15 protein-coding genes are annotated in these 16562 nt (G+C 75.8%); 7 read left to right on the top strand and 8 right to left on the bottom strand.

Going from position 1 to position 16562, the window contains the following annotated elements; translation table 11 throughout:
• Positions 1-93: 93 nt before the first annotated feature.
• Positions 94-2784 carry a helicase-associated domain-containing protein gene (locus ABT026_RS07020; protein ID WP_351113033.1) on the top strand — a complete coding sequence of 897 codons (2691 nt, stop codon included), beginning with the start codon at positions 94-96 and terminating at the stop codon, positions 2782-2784.
• Between the two features lie 133 nt (positions 2785-2917).
• Here the strand turns inward: ABT026_RS07020 and ABT026_RS07015 are convergent, their stop codons facing one another.
• The gene (locus ABT026_RS07015; RefSeq protein ID WP_351113127.1) at positions 2918-4561 is read right to left on the bottom strand and encodes a DNA repair helicase XPB; all 1644 of its coding nucleotides are present in this window, start codon (positions 4559-4561) and stop codon (positions 2918-2920) included.
• Between the two features lie 302 nt (positions 4562-4863).
• Between ABT026_RS07015 and ABT026_RS07010 the strand changes: the two genes are divergently transcribed.
• Positions 4864-6954: a HelD family protein gene (locus ABT026_RS07010; RefSeq protein ID WP_351113031.1), complete on the top strand. Its 2091-nt coding sequence runs from the start codon at positions 4864-4866 to the stop codon at positions 6952-6954.
• 56 nt (positions 6955-7010) lie between these two features.
• Here the strand turns inward: ABT026_RS07010 and ABT026_RS07005 are convergent, their stop codons facing one another.
• Both ABT026_RS07005 and ABT026_RS07000 read right to left on the bottom strand, forming a co-directional pair.
• Positions 7011-7730 carry a copper homeostasis protein CutC gene (locus tag ABT026_RS07005; protein WP_351113029.1) on the bottom strand — a complete coding sequence of 240 codons (720 nt, stop codon included), beginning with the start codon at positions 7728-7730 and terminating at the stop codon, positions 7011-7013.
• A gap of 63 nt (positions 7731-7793) precedes the next feature.
• Entirely contained in the window at positions 7794-8471 is a 678-nt protein-coding gene (locus ABT026_RS07000; RefSeq protein ID WP_351113028.1) for a maleylpyruvate isomerase family mycothiol-dependent enzyme, read from the bottom strand.
• Between the two features lie 114 nt (positions 8472-8585).
• Here ABT026_RS07000 and ABT026_RS06995 point away from each other — a divergent pair, with 114 nt between their 5' ends.
• Positions 8586-9074 (top strand): GNAT family N-acetyltransferase, encoded by a 489-nt coding sequence (locus tag ABT026_RS06995; RefSeq protein WP_351113027.1) that lies wholly within the window; start codon positions 8586-8588, stop codon positions 9072-9074.
• Between the two features lie 2 nt (positions 9075-9076).
• Entirely contained in the window at positions 9077-9640 is a 564-nt protein-coding gene (locus ABT026_RS06990; RefSeq protein WP_351113026.1) for a GNAT family N-acetyltransferase, read from the top strand.
• 9 nt (positions 9641-9649) lie between these two features.
• Here ABT026_RS06990 and murQ read toward each other — a convergent pair whose 3' ends face one another.
• Both murQ and ABT026_RS06980 read right to left on the bottom strand, forming a co-directional pair.
• On the bottom strand, positions 9650-10573 hold the full coding sequence (gene murQ, locus ABT026_RS06985; protein ID WP_351113025.1) for an N-acetylmuramic acid 6-phosphate etherase: 924 nt from the start codon (positions 10571-10573) through the stop codon (positions 9650-9652).
• A gap of 92 nt (positions 10574-10665) precedes the next feature.
• Entirely contained in the window at positions 10666-11625 is a 960-nt protein-coding gene (locus ABT026_RS06980) for a MurR/RpiR family transcriptional regulator (protein WP_351113024.1), read from the bottom strand.
• 67 nt (positions 11626-11692) lie between these two features.
• On the opposite strand from ABT026_RS06980, the gene ABT026_RS06975 reads away from it, so the two are divergent.
• Both ABT026_RS06975 and ABT026_RS06970 read left to right on the top strand, forming a co-directional pair.
• Positions 11693-12070, top strand: coding sequence for a DUF8819 family protein (locus ABT026_RS06975; protein ID WP_351113023.1), 378 nt, complete (start codon positions 11693-11695; stop codon positions 12068-12070).
• Between the two features lie 4 nt (positions 12071-12074).
• Positions 12075-12353, top strand: coding sequence for a DUF4031 domain-containing protein (locus ABT026_RS06970; RefSeq protein ID WP_351113022.1), 279 nt, complete (start codon positions 12075-12077; stop codon positions 12351-12353).
• 149 nt (positions 12354-12502) lie between these two features.
• On the opposite strand, the gene ABT026_RS06965 is transcribed toward ABT026_RS06970, so the two are convergent.
• The gene (locus ABT026_RS06965) at positions 12503-13615 is read right to left on the bottom strand and encodes a GNAT family N-acetyltransferase (RefSeq protein ID WP_351113021.1); all 1113 of its coding nucleotides are present in this window, start codon (positions 13613-13615) and stop codon (positions 12503-12505) included.
• Positions 13616-13635: 20 nt separating this feature from the next.
• Complete coding sequence (locus tag ABT026_RS06960) at positions 13636-14301, bottom strand: HD domain-containing protein (RefSeq protein WP_351113020.1); 666 nt, start codon at positions 14299-14301, stop codon at positions 13636-13638.
• 203 nt (positions 14302-14504) lie between these two features.
• Here ABT026_RS06960 and ABT026_RS06955 point away from each other — a divergent pair, with 203 nt between their 5' ends.
• Entirely contained in the window at positions 14505-15068 is a 564-nt protein-coding gene (locus tag ABT026_RS06955; protein WP_351113019.1) for a hypothetical protein, read from the top strand.
• Between the two features lie 145 nt (positions 15069-15213).
• On the opposite strand, the gene ABT026_RS06950 is transcribed toward ABT026_RS06955, so the two are convergent.
• Positions 15214-16350, bottom strand: coding sequence for an NADH:flavin oxidoreductase (locus ABT026_RS06950; protein WP_351113018.1), 1137 nt, complete (start codon positions 16348-16350; stop codon positions 15214-15216).
• Positions 16351-16562: the final 212 nt, after the last annotated feature.

Here is a 16562-nt window from a genome sequence, read left to right as displayed (position 1 = left end):
GCCGACCCTGACACTCCCCGGGACCCGCCGCCCCGCCTGCCCCTCCACAGGCCTGCCCAGGCTGTGACGGTCCCACCCACTACCGTTAGGCGGATGAGCACCGAGGAGAAGCCGGCGGCAACCCCCCGTTCCCTCGCGGAGGCGTTGCGCGCCCGGGACGACGCGTCGTTGTCCGCGCTGCTGCGCGCCCGCCCCGACCTGGTGACCCCCGTCCCCACCGACCTGACGCAGCTGGCCACCCGCGCCGGCACCCGCGCCTCCGTGGCGCGCGCCCTGGAGCGGCTGGACCGCTTCACCCTCCAGACCGCCGAGGCCCTGGCGGTCGCCGCCGACCCGGCGTCCTACGACGAGTTGCTGCGGCTGATGGCGGGCGAGCAGGGGGACGATCCGCACGCCGCCGACTCCCCGGTGGCCCGCGCCCTCCCGCACGCCGTGGCGAAGCTGCGCGAGCAGGCCCTGGTGTGGGGCGACGACGCACGGCTGCGCCTGGTGCGCACGGCCCGCGAGGTGATGGCGCCCACGCCGCGGCACCCCTCGCCGACCGGCCTGGGCCCGACGGTGGCGGAGGCCGCCGTCCCCATGTCGCCCAACCGGGTGCAGGACATCCTGGCCACCGCCGGCCTGTCGTCCACCCACGACGCGGTCTCCGCGGTCACCGCGCTCACCGACCTGTTCACCGACCCGCAGCGGATGTCCGACCTGCTGTCCGACGCGCCCGCCGACTCCCTGGAGATCCTGGACCGCCTGGTGTGGGGCCCGCCCTACGGCCAGGTGACGCACGATCCGGCGCCCAGACTGCGCTGGCTGATGGACCGCGGCCTGCTGCTGCCGATCGCCCCCGGCACCGTCGTGCTGCCCCGCGAGGTGGCGCTGCACCTGCGCGGCGGGCGCGCCCACCGGGTCACCGAGCCGCAGCCGCCCGCGGTGCGGGCCGCCACGCAGCACCCGCCGCAGGTGGTGGACGCCACCGCGGCCGGACAGGCCTACCAGGCGCTGGTGACGGTGGAGGACCTGCTCAAGCTGTGGGACGGCGGCGGCCCGGCCGTGCTGCGGGCCGGCGGGCTCAGCGTGCGCGACCTGAAGCGGACCGCCGTGTCGCTCGGCGTGTCCGAGCCGGAGGCGGCGTTCTGGCTGGAGCTCGCCTTCGCGGCGGGTCTGCTGGCCTCCGACGGCGAGGCCGACGAGCGGTACGCGCCGACCCCCGCCTCCGACGCGTGGCTGGAGGCACCGCCCGCCGAGCGGTGGGCGCGGCTGGCCGAGGCCTGGCTGACGGCCACCCGCACGCCCGGTGTGGTGGGCGGCCGGGACGCCAAGGACCGCGCGCTGTCCGCGCTCGGCCCCGGCCTGGACCGTTCCGCCGCGCCGGAGGTGCGGCACCGGGTGCTGACGCTGGCGGCCTCGCTGCCGTCGGGCGCCGCGCCGGACGAGCGGTCGCTGCTGGAGCGGCTCCAGTGGGAGCGCCCGCTGCGACGGGCGGACGGTTCGGCCGGCTCCTCCGGCGGCCCGGGCGGCGGCGAGGAGGACCTGCGGACCCGGATCGCCCGCTGGACGCTGGAGGAGGCCGAACGCCTCGGCGTCAGCGGGCGCGGCGCGCTGTCCTCGCACGGCCGCGCGCTGCTCCTCGGCGAGGTGCGGGAGCCGGCGGCGGCCGGGGCGCACGACGGGACGCCCGGCGGAGTGCCCGACGGGGCGGAGGCGGTCGGCGGCCACGGCTCCACCGCCGTCGCGGACACCGGGCCGGGCGACAAGCTCCCGGTCCACCGCCACCACGACGTCCACGACCACCCCGGCGGGGCCGCCGGCGGTCCCGAGCCGATCCCCGCTCCGCTGCCGCCCGCCGAGCAGGCCGAGGCCGCGGACCTCGCCGCCCGTGTCCTGACGCCGCTGCTGCCCGCGCCGCTGGACCACGTGCTGCTGCAGGCCGACCTCACCGCGGTCGCGCCGGGGCCGCTGGTGCGGCCGCTGGCCGAGACGCTGGACGTGCTGGCGGAGGTGGAGTCCAAGGGCGGCGCCACGGTCTACCGATTCACGCCCGGTTCGGTGCGGCGCGCGCTGGACTCCGGCCGCACCGCCGCCGACCTGCACGCCTTCCTCGCCGCGCACTCCCGCACGCCGGTGCCGCAGCCGCTGGCCTACCTGATCGACGACGTGGCCCGGCGGCACGGTGTGCTGCGGGTGGGCGCGTCCTCCTCGTACGTGCGGTGCGACGACGAGAAGGTCCTGGAGGAGATCCTGGCCGACGGACGGTCCTCCGGGCTGGGCCTGCGACGGCTGGCGCCGACCGTGCTGGCGGCGCGGACCGACCCGACGACGCTGCTGGAGGGTCTGCGGTCGATGGGGTTCGCCCCCGCCGCGGAGTCGCCGGAGGGCGACGTGCTGATCGCCCGCGCCGCCGCGCACCGGACCCCGCCGCGCGCGGTGCCGCAGCCGGTGCCGGAAGGGCCGCCGACGCCCGACGGACCGGCGCTGTCCGCCGCGGTACGGGCGATCCGCGCGGGGGACGACGCCTCGACCGCGCCGCTGCGGGCGCCGGACGGGGCGGAGGGGGACCTGCCGCGCGGTTCGGCGGCGGACACGCTGGCCACGCTGCAGATGGCGGTCATGACGGGCACCCGCGTGCTGATCGGTCACCTCGACGCGACGGGCATCGCCACCCAGCGGGTGCTGACGCCGCTCAGCGTGGAGGGCGGCTTCGTCACCGCCCACGACCACACGGCCGCGGGCGTCCGCACGTACCCCCTCCACCGCATCACCGGCGCCGCCGAACTCGACGACGAGGGGTGACGGGCGGGAGGGGCACGACGGGCGCGACAGGCTCGGCCGGCGCGACAGGCGCACCGCGGGCGGCCGCGACGGCGACGCGCCCGCCCCGCCGGACCGCGGGCGGTACCTTCCGGACCGCCCGCGCCCCGGTCCGTCAGTCGGCGGCGAGCACGTCGTCGGCGTCGACGATGCGGTAGGCGTACCCCTGCTCGGCCAGGAACCGCTGCCGGTGCGCCGCGAAGTCCTGGTCGACGGTGTCCCGCGCGACCACCGAGTAGAAGTGCGCCTGGTGCCCGTCCGCCTTCGGCCGCAGCACCCGCCCCAGCCGCTGGGCCTCCTCCTGCCGGGACCCGAACGTGCCGGACACCTGGATGGCGACCGTCGCCTCGGGCAGGTCGATCGAGAAGTTGGCGACCTTCGAGACGACCAGCACGTTGATCTCGCCGTTGCGGAACGCGTCGAACAGCTTCTCCCGCTGCGCGTTGCTGGTCTCGCCCTTGATGACCGGGGCGCCCAGGTGCTCGCCCAGTTCGTCGAGCTGGTCGATGTACTGCCCGATGACCAGGATCTGCTGCCCGGCGAACTTCCGGACCAGCGCCTCCGTCACCTTCCGCTTGGTGGCCGTCGTCGCGCAGAAGCGGTACTTCTCCTCCGTCTCGGCGGTCGCGTACGCCAGCCGCTCGGAGTCGGTGAGGTTGACCCGCACCTCGACGCAGTCGGCGGGCGCGATGTACCCCTGCGCCTCGATCTCCTTCCACGGCGCGTCGAACCGCTTGGGCCCGATCAGCGAGAAGACGTCGGACTCCCGGCCGTCCTCGCGCACCAGGGTGGCGGTCAGCCCGAGCCGCCGCCGGGCCTGGAGGTCGGCGGTGAACTTGAAGACCGGCGCGGGCAGCAGGTGCACCTCGTCGTAGAGGATCAGCCCCCAGTCGCGGGAGTCGAACAGCTCCAGGTGCGGGTAGACGCCCTTCCGCCGGGTCGTCAGCACCTGGTAGGTGGCGATCGTGACCGGCCGGATCTCCTTCTTCGTGCCGCTGTACTCGCCGATCTCCTCCTCGGTCAGCGAGGTGCGCCGCACCAGCTCGGACTTCCACTGCCGGGCGGAGACCGTGTTGGTGACCAGGATCAGCGTGGTCGACTTCGCCTCGGCCATGGCGCCCGCGCCGACCAGCGTCTTGCCCGCGCCGCAGGGCAGCACGACGACGCCGCTGCCGCCGTGCCAGAAGTTCTCCACCGCCTGCCTCTGGTACGGCCGCAGCTGCCAGCCGTCCTCGTGCAGGTCGATCGGGTGCGCCTCGCCGTCGATGTACCCGGCGAGGTCCTCGGCGGGCCAGCCCAGCTTGAGCAGCGTCTGCTTGATCTGGCCGCGCTCGGAAGGGTGCACGGCCACCGAGTCGGCGTCGATGCGGACGCCGACCAGCGGGGCGATCCGCTTGGACTTCAGCACCTCCTCCAGCACCGGCCGGTCGGTGGTGGTGAGCACCAGGCCGTGCACGGGGTGCTTGGAGAGCGTCAGCCGGCCGTAGCGGTCCATCGTCTCGGCGATGTCGACCAGCAGCGCGTGCGGCACCGGGTAGCGGCTGTAGGTGACCAGCGCGTCGACGACCTGCTCGGCGTCGTGCCCGGCGGCGCGGGCGTTCCACAGGCCGAGCGGCGTGATCCGGTAGGTGTGGATGTGTTCGGGCGCCCGCTCCAGTTCGGCGAAGGGCGCGATGACCCGACGGCAGTCGTCGGCCTGCTCGTGGTCGACCTCCAGCAGCAGCGTCTTGTCACTCTGCACGATCAGCGGACCGTTCACCCCACGCCACCTCTCCCTCATGGCCGCACCTCGTCGGCCAAACGTCCAGTGTGCATCACCCGGGGCGGGGCGCGGGGTGACCCGGGCCACCAGCCGGCCGGCACGGGTGGAGCTCGGGGCCCATGGCGGCGGGAAACGCGTTGGCGCCGCCCCCGCGCGGGGGCGTAGGATCCCGCGTCTCCCGCCTCCGTGCCCCGGAGTGCCGCCGACCGGACGGAAACCGGCCGGTCCGCCGCCCCCGCGCCTCGCGCCCGGCGGCCCGTCGCCGCACACCATCAGGTACGTACGTCCGGAGGCATGCCGTGTCCAGCACGACCCCGTCCAGCCCGTCCGACGCCCCCGCCGAGGACCCTCACGCCGGTGACCCGCTCGCCCGGGAGCGCGCCCACCTGGCGGCCTCGAGGGCCGCGCTGCGGACCATGCGGGAGGACGTCGAGGCCCTCGACATCAGCGACGTCACCGCCAACTGGGTGAACGCGCAGATCCTGACCCGGCAGATCGACGAACGCATCCGGTCCCTCGCCGACCTCAGCGACACCCCGCTGTTCTTCGGCCGCCTCGACTTCCTGCACGCGCCGGGCGCCGAGCGGGCCGAGGGCGCCGGGGGGGAACAGTTCTATATCGGGCGGCGGCACGTGCACGACGCCGGTGGCGACCCGATGGTCATCGACTGGCGCGCACCGGTCTCCCAGGCCTTCTACCGGGCCTCCCGCAAGGACCCGATGGACATCGGGCTGCGCCGCCGCTTCGGCTACACCGGCGGCGAGCTCACCGCGTACGAGGACGAGCGCCTGACCGACCCGGCGGAGGCGGAGACCACCAGCCGGCTGCTCCAGCAGGAGATCGAGAAGCCGCGCGTCGGCCCGATGCGCGACATCGTGGCGACCATCCAGCCGGAGCAGGACGAGATCGTCCGTGCCGGGCTGGGCGGCACGGTCTGCGTGCAGGGAGGCCCCGGCACCGGGAAGACCGCGGTCGGCCTGCACCGGGTGGCGTTCCTGCTGTACGCCTACCGGGAGCGGCTGGCCCGCACCGGGACGCTGGTGATCGGGCCGAACCGCTCCTTCCTGCACTACATCGAGCAGGTGCTGCCGGCGCTGGGCGAGCTGGAGGTCAAGCAGGCCACCGTGGACGACCTGGTCGCCCAGGTCTCCGGCATCGAGGTGCGCGGCGCCGACGAGCCGGCCACCGCGCTGCTCAAGGGTGACGCGCGGATGGCCGAGGTGGTGCGGCGGGCCGTGCGCTCGCACGTCACGATGCCCACCGAGCCGGTGGTGGTGGTCCGCGGCTCGCGGCGGTGGCGGATCCCGGCGTACGAGCTGGAGGAGATCGTCACCGAGCTGCTGGGCCGCGACATCCGTTACGGCGCGGCCCGGGAGGCGCTGCCGCAGCGGATCGCGCACGCGGTGCTGGTGCGGATGGAGCAGTCCGGGGAGGCGCCGGACGACCGGGTGCAGGACTCGGTGGCCCGCAACGCGGCGGTGAAGGCGGCCGTCAAGGCGGTGTGGCCGCCGGTGGACCCGGCGAAGCTGGTGCTGCGGCTGCTGTCCGACCCGGAGTTCCTCGCCGAGCAGGCGGAGGGCGTGCTCACCGGGGACGAGCAGAAGCTGCTGCTGTGGACGAAACCGGCGCGCTCGGTGCGGTCCGCGAAGTGGTCGGCGGCGGACGCGGTGCTGATCGACGAGGCGGCCGACCTGGTGCAGCGGACGCCGTCGCTCGGGCACGTGGTGCTGGACGAGGCGCAGGACCTCTCCCCGATGCAGTACCGCGCGGTGGGCCGCCGCTGCACCACCGGCTCGGCGACGGTGCTCGGCGACCTCGCGCAGGGCACCACGCCGTGGGCCACGCGCAGCTGGGACGAGGCGCTGCGGCACCTCGGCAAGCCGGACGGGGCGGTGGAGGAGCTCACCGCCGGCTTCCGCGTGCCGACGGACGTGATCACGTACGCCTCGCGGCTGCTGCCGCACATCGCGCCGGGACTCACGCCGGTCACCTCGGTCCGTGAGAACCCCGGGTTCTTCGACGTCCGGCCGGTCGAGGACACCGGGGCCGTCGTCGCGGCCTGCCAGGAACTGCTGCGCAACGAGGGGTCGGTGGGCCTGATCGCCGCGGACGCGCGGGTGCCGGTGCTGGCCGAGGCGCTGGCCACGGCGGGCGTCGAGCACCTCGCGCCGGGCGAGGAGACCACCGCCGCCGTCCGGCTCACCCTGGTGCCGGCCTCGCTGGCCAAGGGCCTGGAGTACGACTACGTGGTGCTCGACGAGCCGCAGGCGGTGGTCGACGGCGAGCCCGACGAACGCACCGGCCTGCGGCGCCTCTACGTCACCCTCACCCGAGCCGTCTCAGGCCTCGTCGTCACCCACGCGACAGCCCTGCCCGCACACCTCGCCTGACGGGGCGGCCGGGCGGCACGGCGGTCACGCGGCGCGGGAGGCACACCGCGCGGCGGTCACGCGGCGGGGACGAGGTCCACCGCGGTGCGCCAGGCGCGCACCGCGGCCGGGGACACCCGGCCCGCCCAGCCGCCCTCGTCGCGGACCGCGCCGCCGACGTGGAAGGCCTGGACGCCGCCCGCCCGCAGCGGCGGCACGTGGTCCAGCCGCAGCCCGCCGCCGACCATCAGCCCGGGGTCCCCGGGGGTCGCGGCGGCGGCCTCGGCCAGCAGCACGGGCAGGCCGGTCCCCACCCCGCCGGCCGCACCGGCGGTCAGGCACAGGTCGAGCCCCGGCAGCCCCGCCAGTGCCTTGCGGACCGCGGCCCGGTCCGCCGCGTGGTCCAGCGCCCGGTGGAACGTCCACGCGCAGCCGTCCAGCGCCGCCACCACCCGCTCCGTCGCCGCGAGGTCGAGCAGCCCGAACCCGTCCAGGAAGCCGAGCACGAACTCCGTCGCGCCCGCCTCCCGCAACTCGCCCGCCCGGCGGACCAGTTCGTCCACCCCGGCGTCGCCTCCGGCGGAGAACCCGTCGGACAGGCGCAGCATCACGCGCACCGGCAGGTCCACCGCCGCCCGCACCGCCGTGAAGACGGCGGCCGACGGGGACAGCCCGTCGGCCGCCATGTCGGTCACCAGCTCCAGGCGGTCCGCCCCGCCCTCCCGCGCCGCGACCGCGTCCTCGGCGTCGAGCGCGATCACCTCCAGCACCGGACGCTCCGCACTCACGAGACTCACGGGCCACCACCACATAGGTCTAGTCCAATTGGACCCCCAGGGTACGCGCCCCGCACCGCCGGGTCAGCCGAAGATGTTCAGCTCGGCCTCGGTCACCCCGGCCAGCTCGTAGGACGCCCCCGCCGTCGACCGCCCCGTGCACAGCCGGACCAGCGTCGCCGCGTCGCCGATGTACCGCGCCGGGGTCCGCGCGGGATCGCCCAGCCGCAGCGGCTCGTCGTAGCCGTCCAGGTCGGCGTGGACGGTGGCCAGGCCGTAGTGCGCGGTCACCCAGGCCAGCAGCCGCAGCGCGTCCGCCTGCCCGGGTCCCGCGTAGGCCCCGGGCAGTCCCCACGCCTCGCGCACGTCCCCCGCGTGCACCCACTCGCCGAACGCGACGCCGTCCCGCGACCCGCGCTCGTTCCGGGCGATCGCGGCGCCGGCCTCGGCCATCCCCCGCTCCAGTTCGTCCACGATCCGCGCCACCGGCCAGTCGGCCCGCTCCGCGATGTCCCGGGCGTTGGCCTCGGGGCCGCCGGTCCCCCGCTCCCACCGGTCCTCCACCAGGCGGGTGAGCACCGCCCCGCAGTGGGACAGCGCGTCCCGCACGCTCCAGCCGGGACAGGCGGGCACCGGCAGGTCGAAGTCGGCGTCGGGCCGGGACCGCAGCAGCGGGACCAGCGCGTCGCGTTCGGCGGTGAGCAGCCGCCCGGGCAGCTCGGGGTCACGGTCAACTCGGCGTACGTCCGCGGGAGTCGTCATGCCGTCACGCTAACGCGGCGACCGCCGCCGGGCAGCGGATCGCGACCGGACGCGGCGGGCGTGGTCCTCGAAAACGGCAGGGCGCGGCCCCGCCGCCACGCGTACCCTCGCGCCATGCCCACCCTCGAACGCCTGCGCGCCGACCACGCGGAGGCCCTGCTGGCCTTCGAGCGGGAGAACCGCGCCTGGTTCGCCCGCACCGTCGCGGACCGGGGCGACGCGTACTTCGCCCACTTCGCGGACCGCCTCGACGCCCTGCTGGCCGAACAGGAGGCGGGCGTCTGCCACTTCCACGTGGTGCGCGGCGACGGCGGGGAGATCGCCGCCCGGGTCAACCTGGTCGACGTGACCGACGGCTCCGCCGAGCTGGGCTACCGGGTCGCCGAGCGGTACGCGGGCCGGGGCCTGGCCACCGCCTCCGTGCGGGAGCTGTGCCGGACCGCCGCCGAGCAGTACGGCCTGCGCGCGCTCACCGCGACGGCCGACGAGGACAACCTGGCCTCCCGCCGCGTCCTGGAACGCTGCGGCTTCACCGTGACCGGCCGCTTCCTCCTCGACGGGCGCCCCGTCGTCGGCCATCACCGCGCGCTGGAAGGGAACTGACCATGCGGCCGCCCGTCACCCGCCTCGTCACGCTCGACGACGCCGAGGAACTCGCCGTCTGCCTCCGCCGCAACCGGACGTTCCTGGACCCCTGGGAACCCGCGCGCCCGGACTCCTGGTTCACCGCCTCCGGGCAGCGCGCGGTGCTCGCCGAATGTTTCGAACTGCACGCCCGCGGCGTGATGGTCCCGCTGGCGGTCCTGGACGAGGACGGTCGCCTGGCCGGCCGCCTGAGCGTCAACAACGTCGTCCGCGGCGCGTTCCTGTCCGCGTCGCTGGGCTACTGGGTGGCCCAGGAGGCCGGCGGCCGGGGCCTGGCCACCGCCGCGGTCGCCGACGCGGTGCGCCTGGCCTTCGGCGAGCTCGGGCTGCACCGCCTGGAGGCCTGCACGCTGTTCCACAACGCCGCCTCGCAGCGCGTCCTGCGCCGCAACGGCTTCACCCCGTTCGGCGTCGCCCCGCGATACCTGCGCATAGCGGGGCGGTGGCAGGACCACCTGCTGTTCCACCTGCTGAACGAGGAGAACGAGGAGACCGAAGCGCCGCCGGACGCCGCCGGCGCCTGAGGTCCGGCGTCAGCGCGCCGCCCCGCCGAGCGCCGCCCTGAGGTGACCGCCGGACTTCTCCAGCAGCCGCGCCGCCGTCTCCGCGTCCACCCCGGCGGCCACCACCAGCACCGCGGGCTTGACCTCGCCGCCGGTGGCCCGCAGCGCCGCGGCCACCTCCTCGTCCGGCGCGCCCGTGGCCAGGGCGACGATCCGGTGGGCGCGCGCCCGCAGCTTCTCGTTGGTGGCCCGGACGTCGACCATCAGGTTCCCGTAGGTCTTGCCGAGGCGGACCATGGTGATGGTCGAGAGCATGTTGAGGACGAGCTTCTGCGCCGTGCCGGCCTTCAGCCGCGTGGAGCCCGCGACGATCTCGGGACCGGGCACCACCTCGACGGGGTGTTCCGCCGCCGCGGCCAGCGGGCTGCCCGGATTGCAGGCCACCCCCACGGTGAGCGCCCCGGCGGCGCGGGCGTGCTCCACCGCGGCCACGGCGTACGGCGTGCGCCCCGAGGCGGAGACGCCGACCACGCAGTCGCCGGCGGTCAGGCCGAGCGCGTCGAGGTCGGCGCGCGCGGCGTCCGCGTCGTCCTCGGCGCCCTCGATCGAGGTCACCAGCGCCTCGGGGCCGCCCGCGATCAGGCCGGTGACCTGCCCGGGGGCGGTGCCGAAGGTGGGCGGGCACTCGGAGGCGTCCAGCACGCCCAGCCGGCCGGCCGTCCCGGCGCCCGCGTAGATCAGACGGCCGCCGCGCGCCATCCGCGCGGCGATCGCGTCCACGGCGGCGGCGATCCGCGGCACCTGTCCGCGGACCGCGGCGGGCACGGCGGCGTCCCCCTCGTTCATCAGCTCGGCGATCCGCTCGGTGGGCAGGCGGTCGAGCTCGGCGAGGTCGGGGCGGGCTGCCTCGGTGGCGAGGCTCTCGAGCTGGACTCTCAGTTCGGCACCGGACATGGCGGCGGGCACTCCCGGGGTCGTGGGGCGGGATCGGCGGACGAAGTCGGTGATGAGGGCGGCGGGTGGGCGCGGCCGGAGGTGCGGCCGGGTCAGCGTCGGTGGCGGTGCGCGAGCGCCTCGTAGGAGGCGGACAGGGCGGGCGCGGCGCGGTCGTAGGTGCGCTGGGCGACGCCCACGAACAGGCAGTCGACGACCAGCAGCTGACCGGTGCGCGAGGACATCGCGGCCGGCCGCAGCTCGCTCTCCCGGGCCGTCGAGGTGGTCAGCACGTGGTCCGCGTACTGGGTGACCGGCGATCCGGGGCGGCCGGTGATGGCCACCGTCGTCGCGCCGTGCTCGAAGGCCACCCGCAGCGGCTCGATCACGTCCCCGGTGGAGCCGGAGTGGGTGATCGCCACCGCCACGTCCCCGCCGCGCAGCTGCACGGCGTTGGTGACGGCCAGGTGCGGGTCGCTGTGCGCGTGCGCGACCATCCCTATCCGCAGCAGCTTCTGCGCGAGGTCCTGGGCGACCAGGCCGGAGGCAGCCACCCCGTACACGTCGATCCGCCGGCCGGCCGCCATCGCCGCGACGGCCGCGCCGAGCTGAGCGGTGTCCAGGGAGGCGGCCGTGTCGGCCAGGGTCTGCCGCTCGTCGTGGGCCAGCTTCGCGACGACCTCGGCGATCGGGTCGTCCACGGATATGTCGGCGGTCACCGACGGCGCGCGGCCCGACTCCTGCTGTGCGGCGAGACCGGCCAGCGCGAGCCGCAGGTCCCGGTAGCCGGGGTAGCCCAGCAGCCGCGCCGTGCGCACCACGGTGGCCTCACTGGTGCCGGTGAGCTGCGCCAGCCCGGTGACGGTGAGCGCCGAGCAGCCCGCCGGATCACCGGCGACGGCCTCGGCGACCCGCTGCATGGACCGCGTCATCGACGGGGCCAGCGTCCGCACCTTCGCCGCCAGGGCGGCCGGAGCGGGCGGGGCGGGCGCCACGGCCCGGTCCGGGGAGCGGGTCGCGGCCCTGCGGGCGGCGGACGGCTGGCTCGCTGCGCTCACGAAAATTTCCTTCATCTCACGAGGTGTACCTGAAAGCTATTTTCATCGCCTGCCGCGGTCAAGGGCGCGTGACAATGGGTGCATGAGCGCCATCACCCCCCTCGAACAGGCCGTGCACGCGGCACGCGCCCTGGTCCTCGCCGACCTGGTAGCTGGAGACGTCGCCCAGGCCGACGTGGTTTCACTGGTCGAGGACTCGGTGGTGCAACGCCGCTGGTGGGTGGAACAGTGGCCGGAGGGCGCCGACTTCCTGCCCGGCCTGGTCGCGCAGGACGTCCAGGACGCGCTGCTCGACAAGTACGGGCGGTGGCCGCTGTGCCCGGTCTGCGCGCACGGCGAGCCGCACGCGCTGGAGATCGAGCCGGAGCTGGGGCCGGACCCGCACTGGGTGTGCCATCAGGCGGGCGTACGGGTGGCGGCGGTCGGCGGGCTCGCCTCCGCCCTGCCGGGGGCTTCCTGATCCGGTGGCCGCCTACATCGACCCGCCCGACTGGCCCGGTCACGGCCGGCTGTGGTCCCACCTGATCAGCGACGTCTCCTTCGAGGAGCTGCACGCCTTCGCGGCCGGACTGGGCGCGCCCGTCCGGGCCTTCGACGGCGACCACTACGACATCCCCGCCGACCTGTACGCCGCCGCGGTCGCGGCCGGTGCCATCCCGGTGCGCAGCCGCGAGATCGTCCGCCGCCTGCACGCCGCCGGCCTGCGCCGCCGCAAGACCCCGGGCCTCGCCGACCTCCCCTGACCTCTCCGCGGGCCCGGCGACCCGGCGACCCGGCAGCTCGGCGGCTCGGCGGCTCGGCAACCCGGCGGCTCGGCGACCCGGCGGCCCGGCAACCCCGCGGCCTGGCCGCCTCCGCGGGGACGGGCCCCGCCTCACCGGCCCGCCGCCGGTCAGTCGGCGCGGCGCTCGAAGACCAGGACGCCGCCGGCCTCGTCCACGTGGCCGGCGCGGGCGAAGCCGCCGCGCTCCAGGACGTGCCGGGAGGCCGTGTTCGCGGGGTCCACGCGGGCCGTCACCACGTCCACCCCGTCGTGGGCCAACGCCCAGGTGCTCAGCGCCCGCAGGGCCTCCGTGGCGTATCCCTTGCCACGGGCCGCGACGGCGAGGTCGTAGCCGATCTCCACCTGGCCGTCCTCGTCCGGCGGCCCGTGGAAGCCCATCGAGCCGACCGCGCGGTCGTCCTCACGGCGCACCAGGACGTAGGAGGTCCACTCGGGCCGGAAGGCACCCTTCTCGTAGGCCGCGGTGATGAGGGAGGCGCCCTCCCGGGTGCCTTCGAACGGCCCGCCGGAGACCCAGTCGAAGCCGCCGTCGCCGCCGAGCGCGAGGTCCGCCGCGGCCGGCACGGTCAGCGCCTCCATCGTCAGCCGCTCCGCCTCGACGAGCGGGTTGTTGTACCAGCGCCACGTCTCCACCGGCTCCTCGCCGGACAGCTCCCCCCGTCCGGTGACCCACAGCAGGGTCCGCCACGGGTCCTCGCCCTGGCGCACGTGGGGGAAGAGCCGCGCGAGCACGTAGCCGCACAGCTCGGCGGACGGCCGGAAATCGACGCCCAGCCCCTGCGCCATGTCGTGGGTGTGGAGCAGGACCTCCGCCATGCCCATCGCGGCGAAGCCCTCCCGGCCCGCGCTGCGGAAGGGGTACGGGTGGAAGCCGCGGGCCGCCCGGGGCGCGGTGCGGCAGGTCAGCGCGAGCATCACGCCGCCCGCCTCGATCGCCTCCAGCGCGTCCTTCGCCACGGCGGCGCCGTCGTGCGGCGGGTCCACCGTGTACTCGACGGGCCGGTACGCGTCCGGCGCGCGCGTCGCCAGCTGCGTGGCGTACGCGAAGAGGTCGCTGACCACGTGCTCGGCGGTGCGCAGGCAGTTCCACTCGGTCCGTCCCGCCCGGACGTCGGACCAGTCGCGTCCCGCGGCCGGCCGCAGTGCCGCCACCGCCTCGGCCACCGTGTCCGTCACTGCCCGCGCCGCCGCGTCGCCCCCGAGGGCCCCCAGATTTGTCATGTACGGAGCCTAGGTGGCGATCAGCCGGTGAGCAGGTCCATTTCGGCCCGCAGGTTGTAGCGGGCGGTCGCCTCCCAGTGCTCCGCGCCGTGGGGGGTGCGGTACAGCCGGGGCAGCTCCAGGAGCTGACGCAGCACCGCGGCCCGGCCCTCGCGGAACAGCTCGGGCGGGACGAAGTGGTACTCCTGCCGGACCGCCGCCGTGTACGCGGCGTACGCCTCGGGCGGCGAGGCGAGGACCGCCAGGTCGGCGTCGCACAGCACCTGGCCGTCGCGGTCGTCGTCGGCCGGGTCGTGGGTGACGGTGAGCCGGACCAGGCGCGCGACCTCGGCCGTCCTCGCCGCGTCGACGCCGGCCTCGGGAAGCGCGGTCTCCGCGATGCGGGCGGACCGCTCCTCGTTCTCGGAACGGTCCGGCCGGTACACGGCGTCGTGGAACCAGGCCGCCAGGCGCACCACGTCCGCGTCGGCCGCGTACCGCTCCAGCTCGTCCACCCGGTCCAGCACCGCGGTCAGGTGGGTGAGCGTGTGGTAGTGCCGCTGCGGCTCCGCCCAGCGGGCCAGCAGGTTCTCCGCGTACGGCGCCGGATCCGGCTCCGCGGCCCCGCCGCGGGCGGCGGTCAGGGTCCGCGTCCAGCGGGCGCGCAGCGCGTCGAGGTCGGCGGTGTCGGCGTGGGATGCGGTCATGCCCGCATTGTGCGCCGCCGCGCCCACCGCACGCGCTCCGGGGGCCGGCACGGCGTGTGCGACGCTGGAAGCCGCACTCCGACGCACTCCGACCCGTGGCCCGCCGCGACGTCACCGCGAAGCGCAGGGCTCCGGCTCCCGGCCGGTCCCGCTCCCGCACCGTCGCGCCGGTCCCGTCACGTCCCGGAAAGGACCGCACCGCCGTGAACCACGCACAGCTCAACGCCCTGGGCCGCGCCCTGCGCGTGCTCGGCGAGCACGGGGAGGCCCTGGGTGCCGACACCCCCGACTCGCGGCTGCACGAGCTGAAGGGCGACCTGCGGCGCGCGATGGAGCTGCTGGAGGACACCGTCACCACGGCCGCCCCGGCCACCCGCTGCCCGGAACACCCCAACGGGCCGGTGGACGCGAGCGCGCCGGACCTGTGCCTGCTCTGCGAGACCCGCCGCCGCTCGGCCCGCAGGGCCCGGCTCAGCGGCGGCCCGGTCCCGGACCGCCCGGTGGACCCGGTGCCGTCGCGGTACGGGATGCACGGCGACCGTCCCCAGCCGCAGCAGCGCTGGCTGCCGGAGGCGTGGAACGGCCGCGCCTGGGAGCTGTGCGGCACGCCGCGCCGGGACCGTCGGGAGGCCGAGCTGTTCCTGGCCGCCGAGCGCCGCTCCCCGCGCCCCGCCATGGCGTACCGGCTGGTGCACGAGTTCACCGACTACGAGGTGCTGCGCGTCTGGGGCGAACCCCGGGTCGTCCCCGTCGAACCGATGGGCTGACCGGGCCGCGCGGCCCGGTCGGACGGCGACGGCGACGGGGACGCACGGCCCCGCCGGACGGCGACGGCGACGGGAAGGGCCCGGGGCGCGGAGACGATCCGCGCCCCGGGCCCGTTCGCGTCCCGGCGGTGGTGTGGGTCGGGGATCAGTGCAGGTTCATCAGCGAGGCGGGGTCGTACGAGGACATCTCGTCCGTGCGCCCGCCGAGCAGCTTGGCGCCCCACTCGGGGTCCTGGAGCAGCGCGCGGCCGACCGCCACCAGGTCGACCTCCTCGCGCTCCACGCTGTCCAGCAGGTCGTCGACGGCGCGCACCGGGGAGCCCTTGCCGGCGAAGGCGTCGGTGAAGTTGCCGTCCAGGCCCACCGAGCCGACGGTGATCACCGGCTTGCCGAGCAGCTTCTTCGTCCAGGCGGCCAGGTTGAGGTCGGAGCCCTCGAACTCGGGCAGCCAGTAGCGGCGGGTGGAGGCGTGGAAGGCGTCCACGCCGGCCTCGGAGATCGGCCGCAGCACCGCCTCCAGCTCCTCCGGGGTGGTCGCCAGCTTGGCGTCGTAGGCCTCGGACTTCCACTGCGAGAAGCGGAAGATGACCGGGAAGTCGGGCGAGACCGCGGCGCGGACCGCCTCGACGATCTCCACCGCGAAGCGGGTGCGGGCCACCGCGTCGCCGCCGTACTTGTCGGTGCGGCGGTTGGTGCGCTCCCACAGGAACTGGTCGATCAGGTAGCCGTGGGCGCCGTGCAGCTCGATGCCGTCGAAGCCGACGCGCTCGGCGTCGGCGGCGGCCCGGGCGAAGGCGGCGACGGTGGCGTCGATGTCCTCCTGGGTCATCGCGCGGCCGTTCGGGGCCGCCTCACCGTTCAGCAGCAGGCCCGACGGGCCCTCGGACGGGGCGTCCGGGGACGGGCCGCGGCCCTCCGGGCGGGTCATGCCGACGTGCCACAGCTGCGGGACGATCTTCCCGCCCTCGGCGTGAACCGCCTCGACGACCTCGCGCCAGCCGGCCAGCGCGTCCTCGCCGTGGAAGCGCGGCACCCGGCGGCTGTCACCGGCGGCCGGACGGTCGACGTACGTTCCCTCGGTCACGATCAGCCCGACCTCGGCCGCGGCGCGCCGCCGGTAGTAGGCGACGACGTCCTCGCCCGGCACGCCGCCCGGGGAGAACTTGCGGGTCATGGGCGGCATCACCAGACGGTTGCGCAGCGTCATGCCGTTGATGGTGAGCGGGCGGGCCAGGACCCGGGAGGCGCGGTCGGCGATCTCGGCACCGGTGGCGACGGTCACGGTGGGGCTCCTAGGGGAGGGGCGGTCAGCGATCGGTCTTGTTCACACTGCGCGGGCGCGTACGCCGTCCGACGGCGTGCGCGTCCGCGTACTTGTGCGAACCAGTCGGTATGCCGGGGCATTCCCCGCCGCCGGTGACGATCGGCACACGGGCCGCACGGCACCGCACCCGCGCCGGAGCCGTTCCGCACCCGCACCGGCACCCGCACCCG

The sequence above is a fragment of the Streptomyces sp. NPDC002734 genome (assembly GCF_040295685.1).
Taxonomy (GTDB): Bacteria; Actinomycetota; Actinomycetes; order Streptomycetales; family Streptomycetaceae; genus Streptomyces.
The sequence above is the reverse complement of the archived record's forward strand: the minus strand, read 5'-3'. Positions and strand labels throughout refer to the sequence as shown.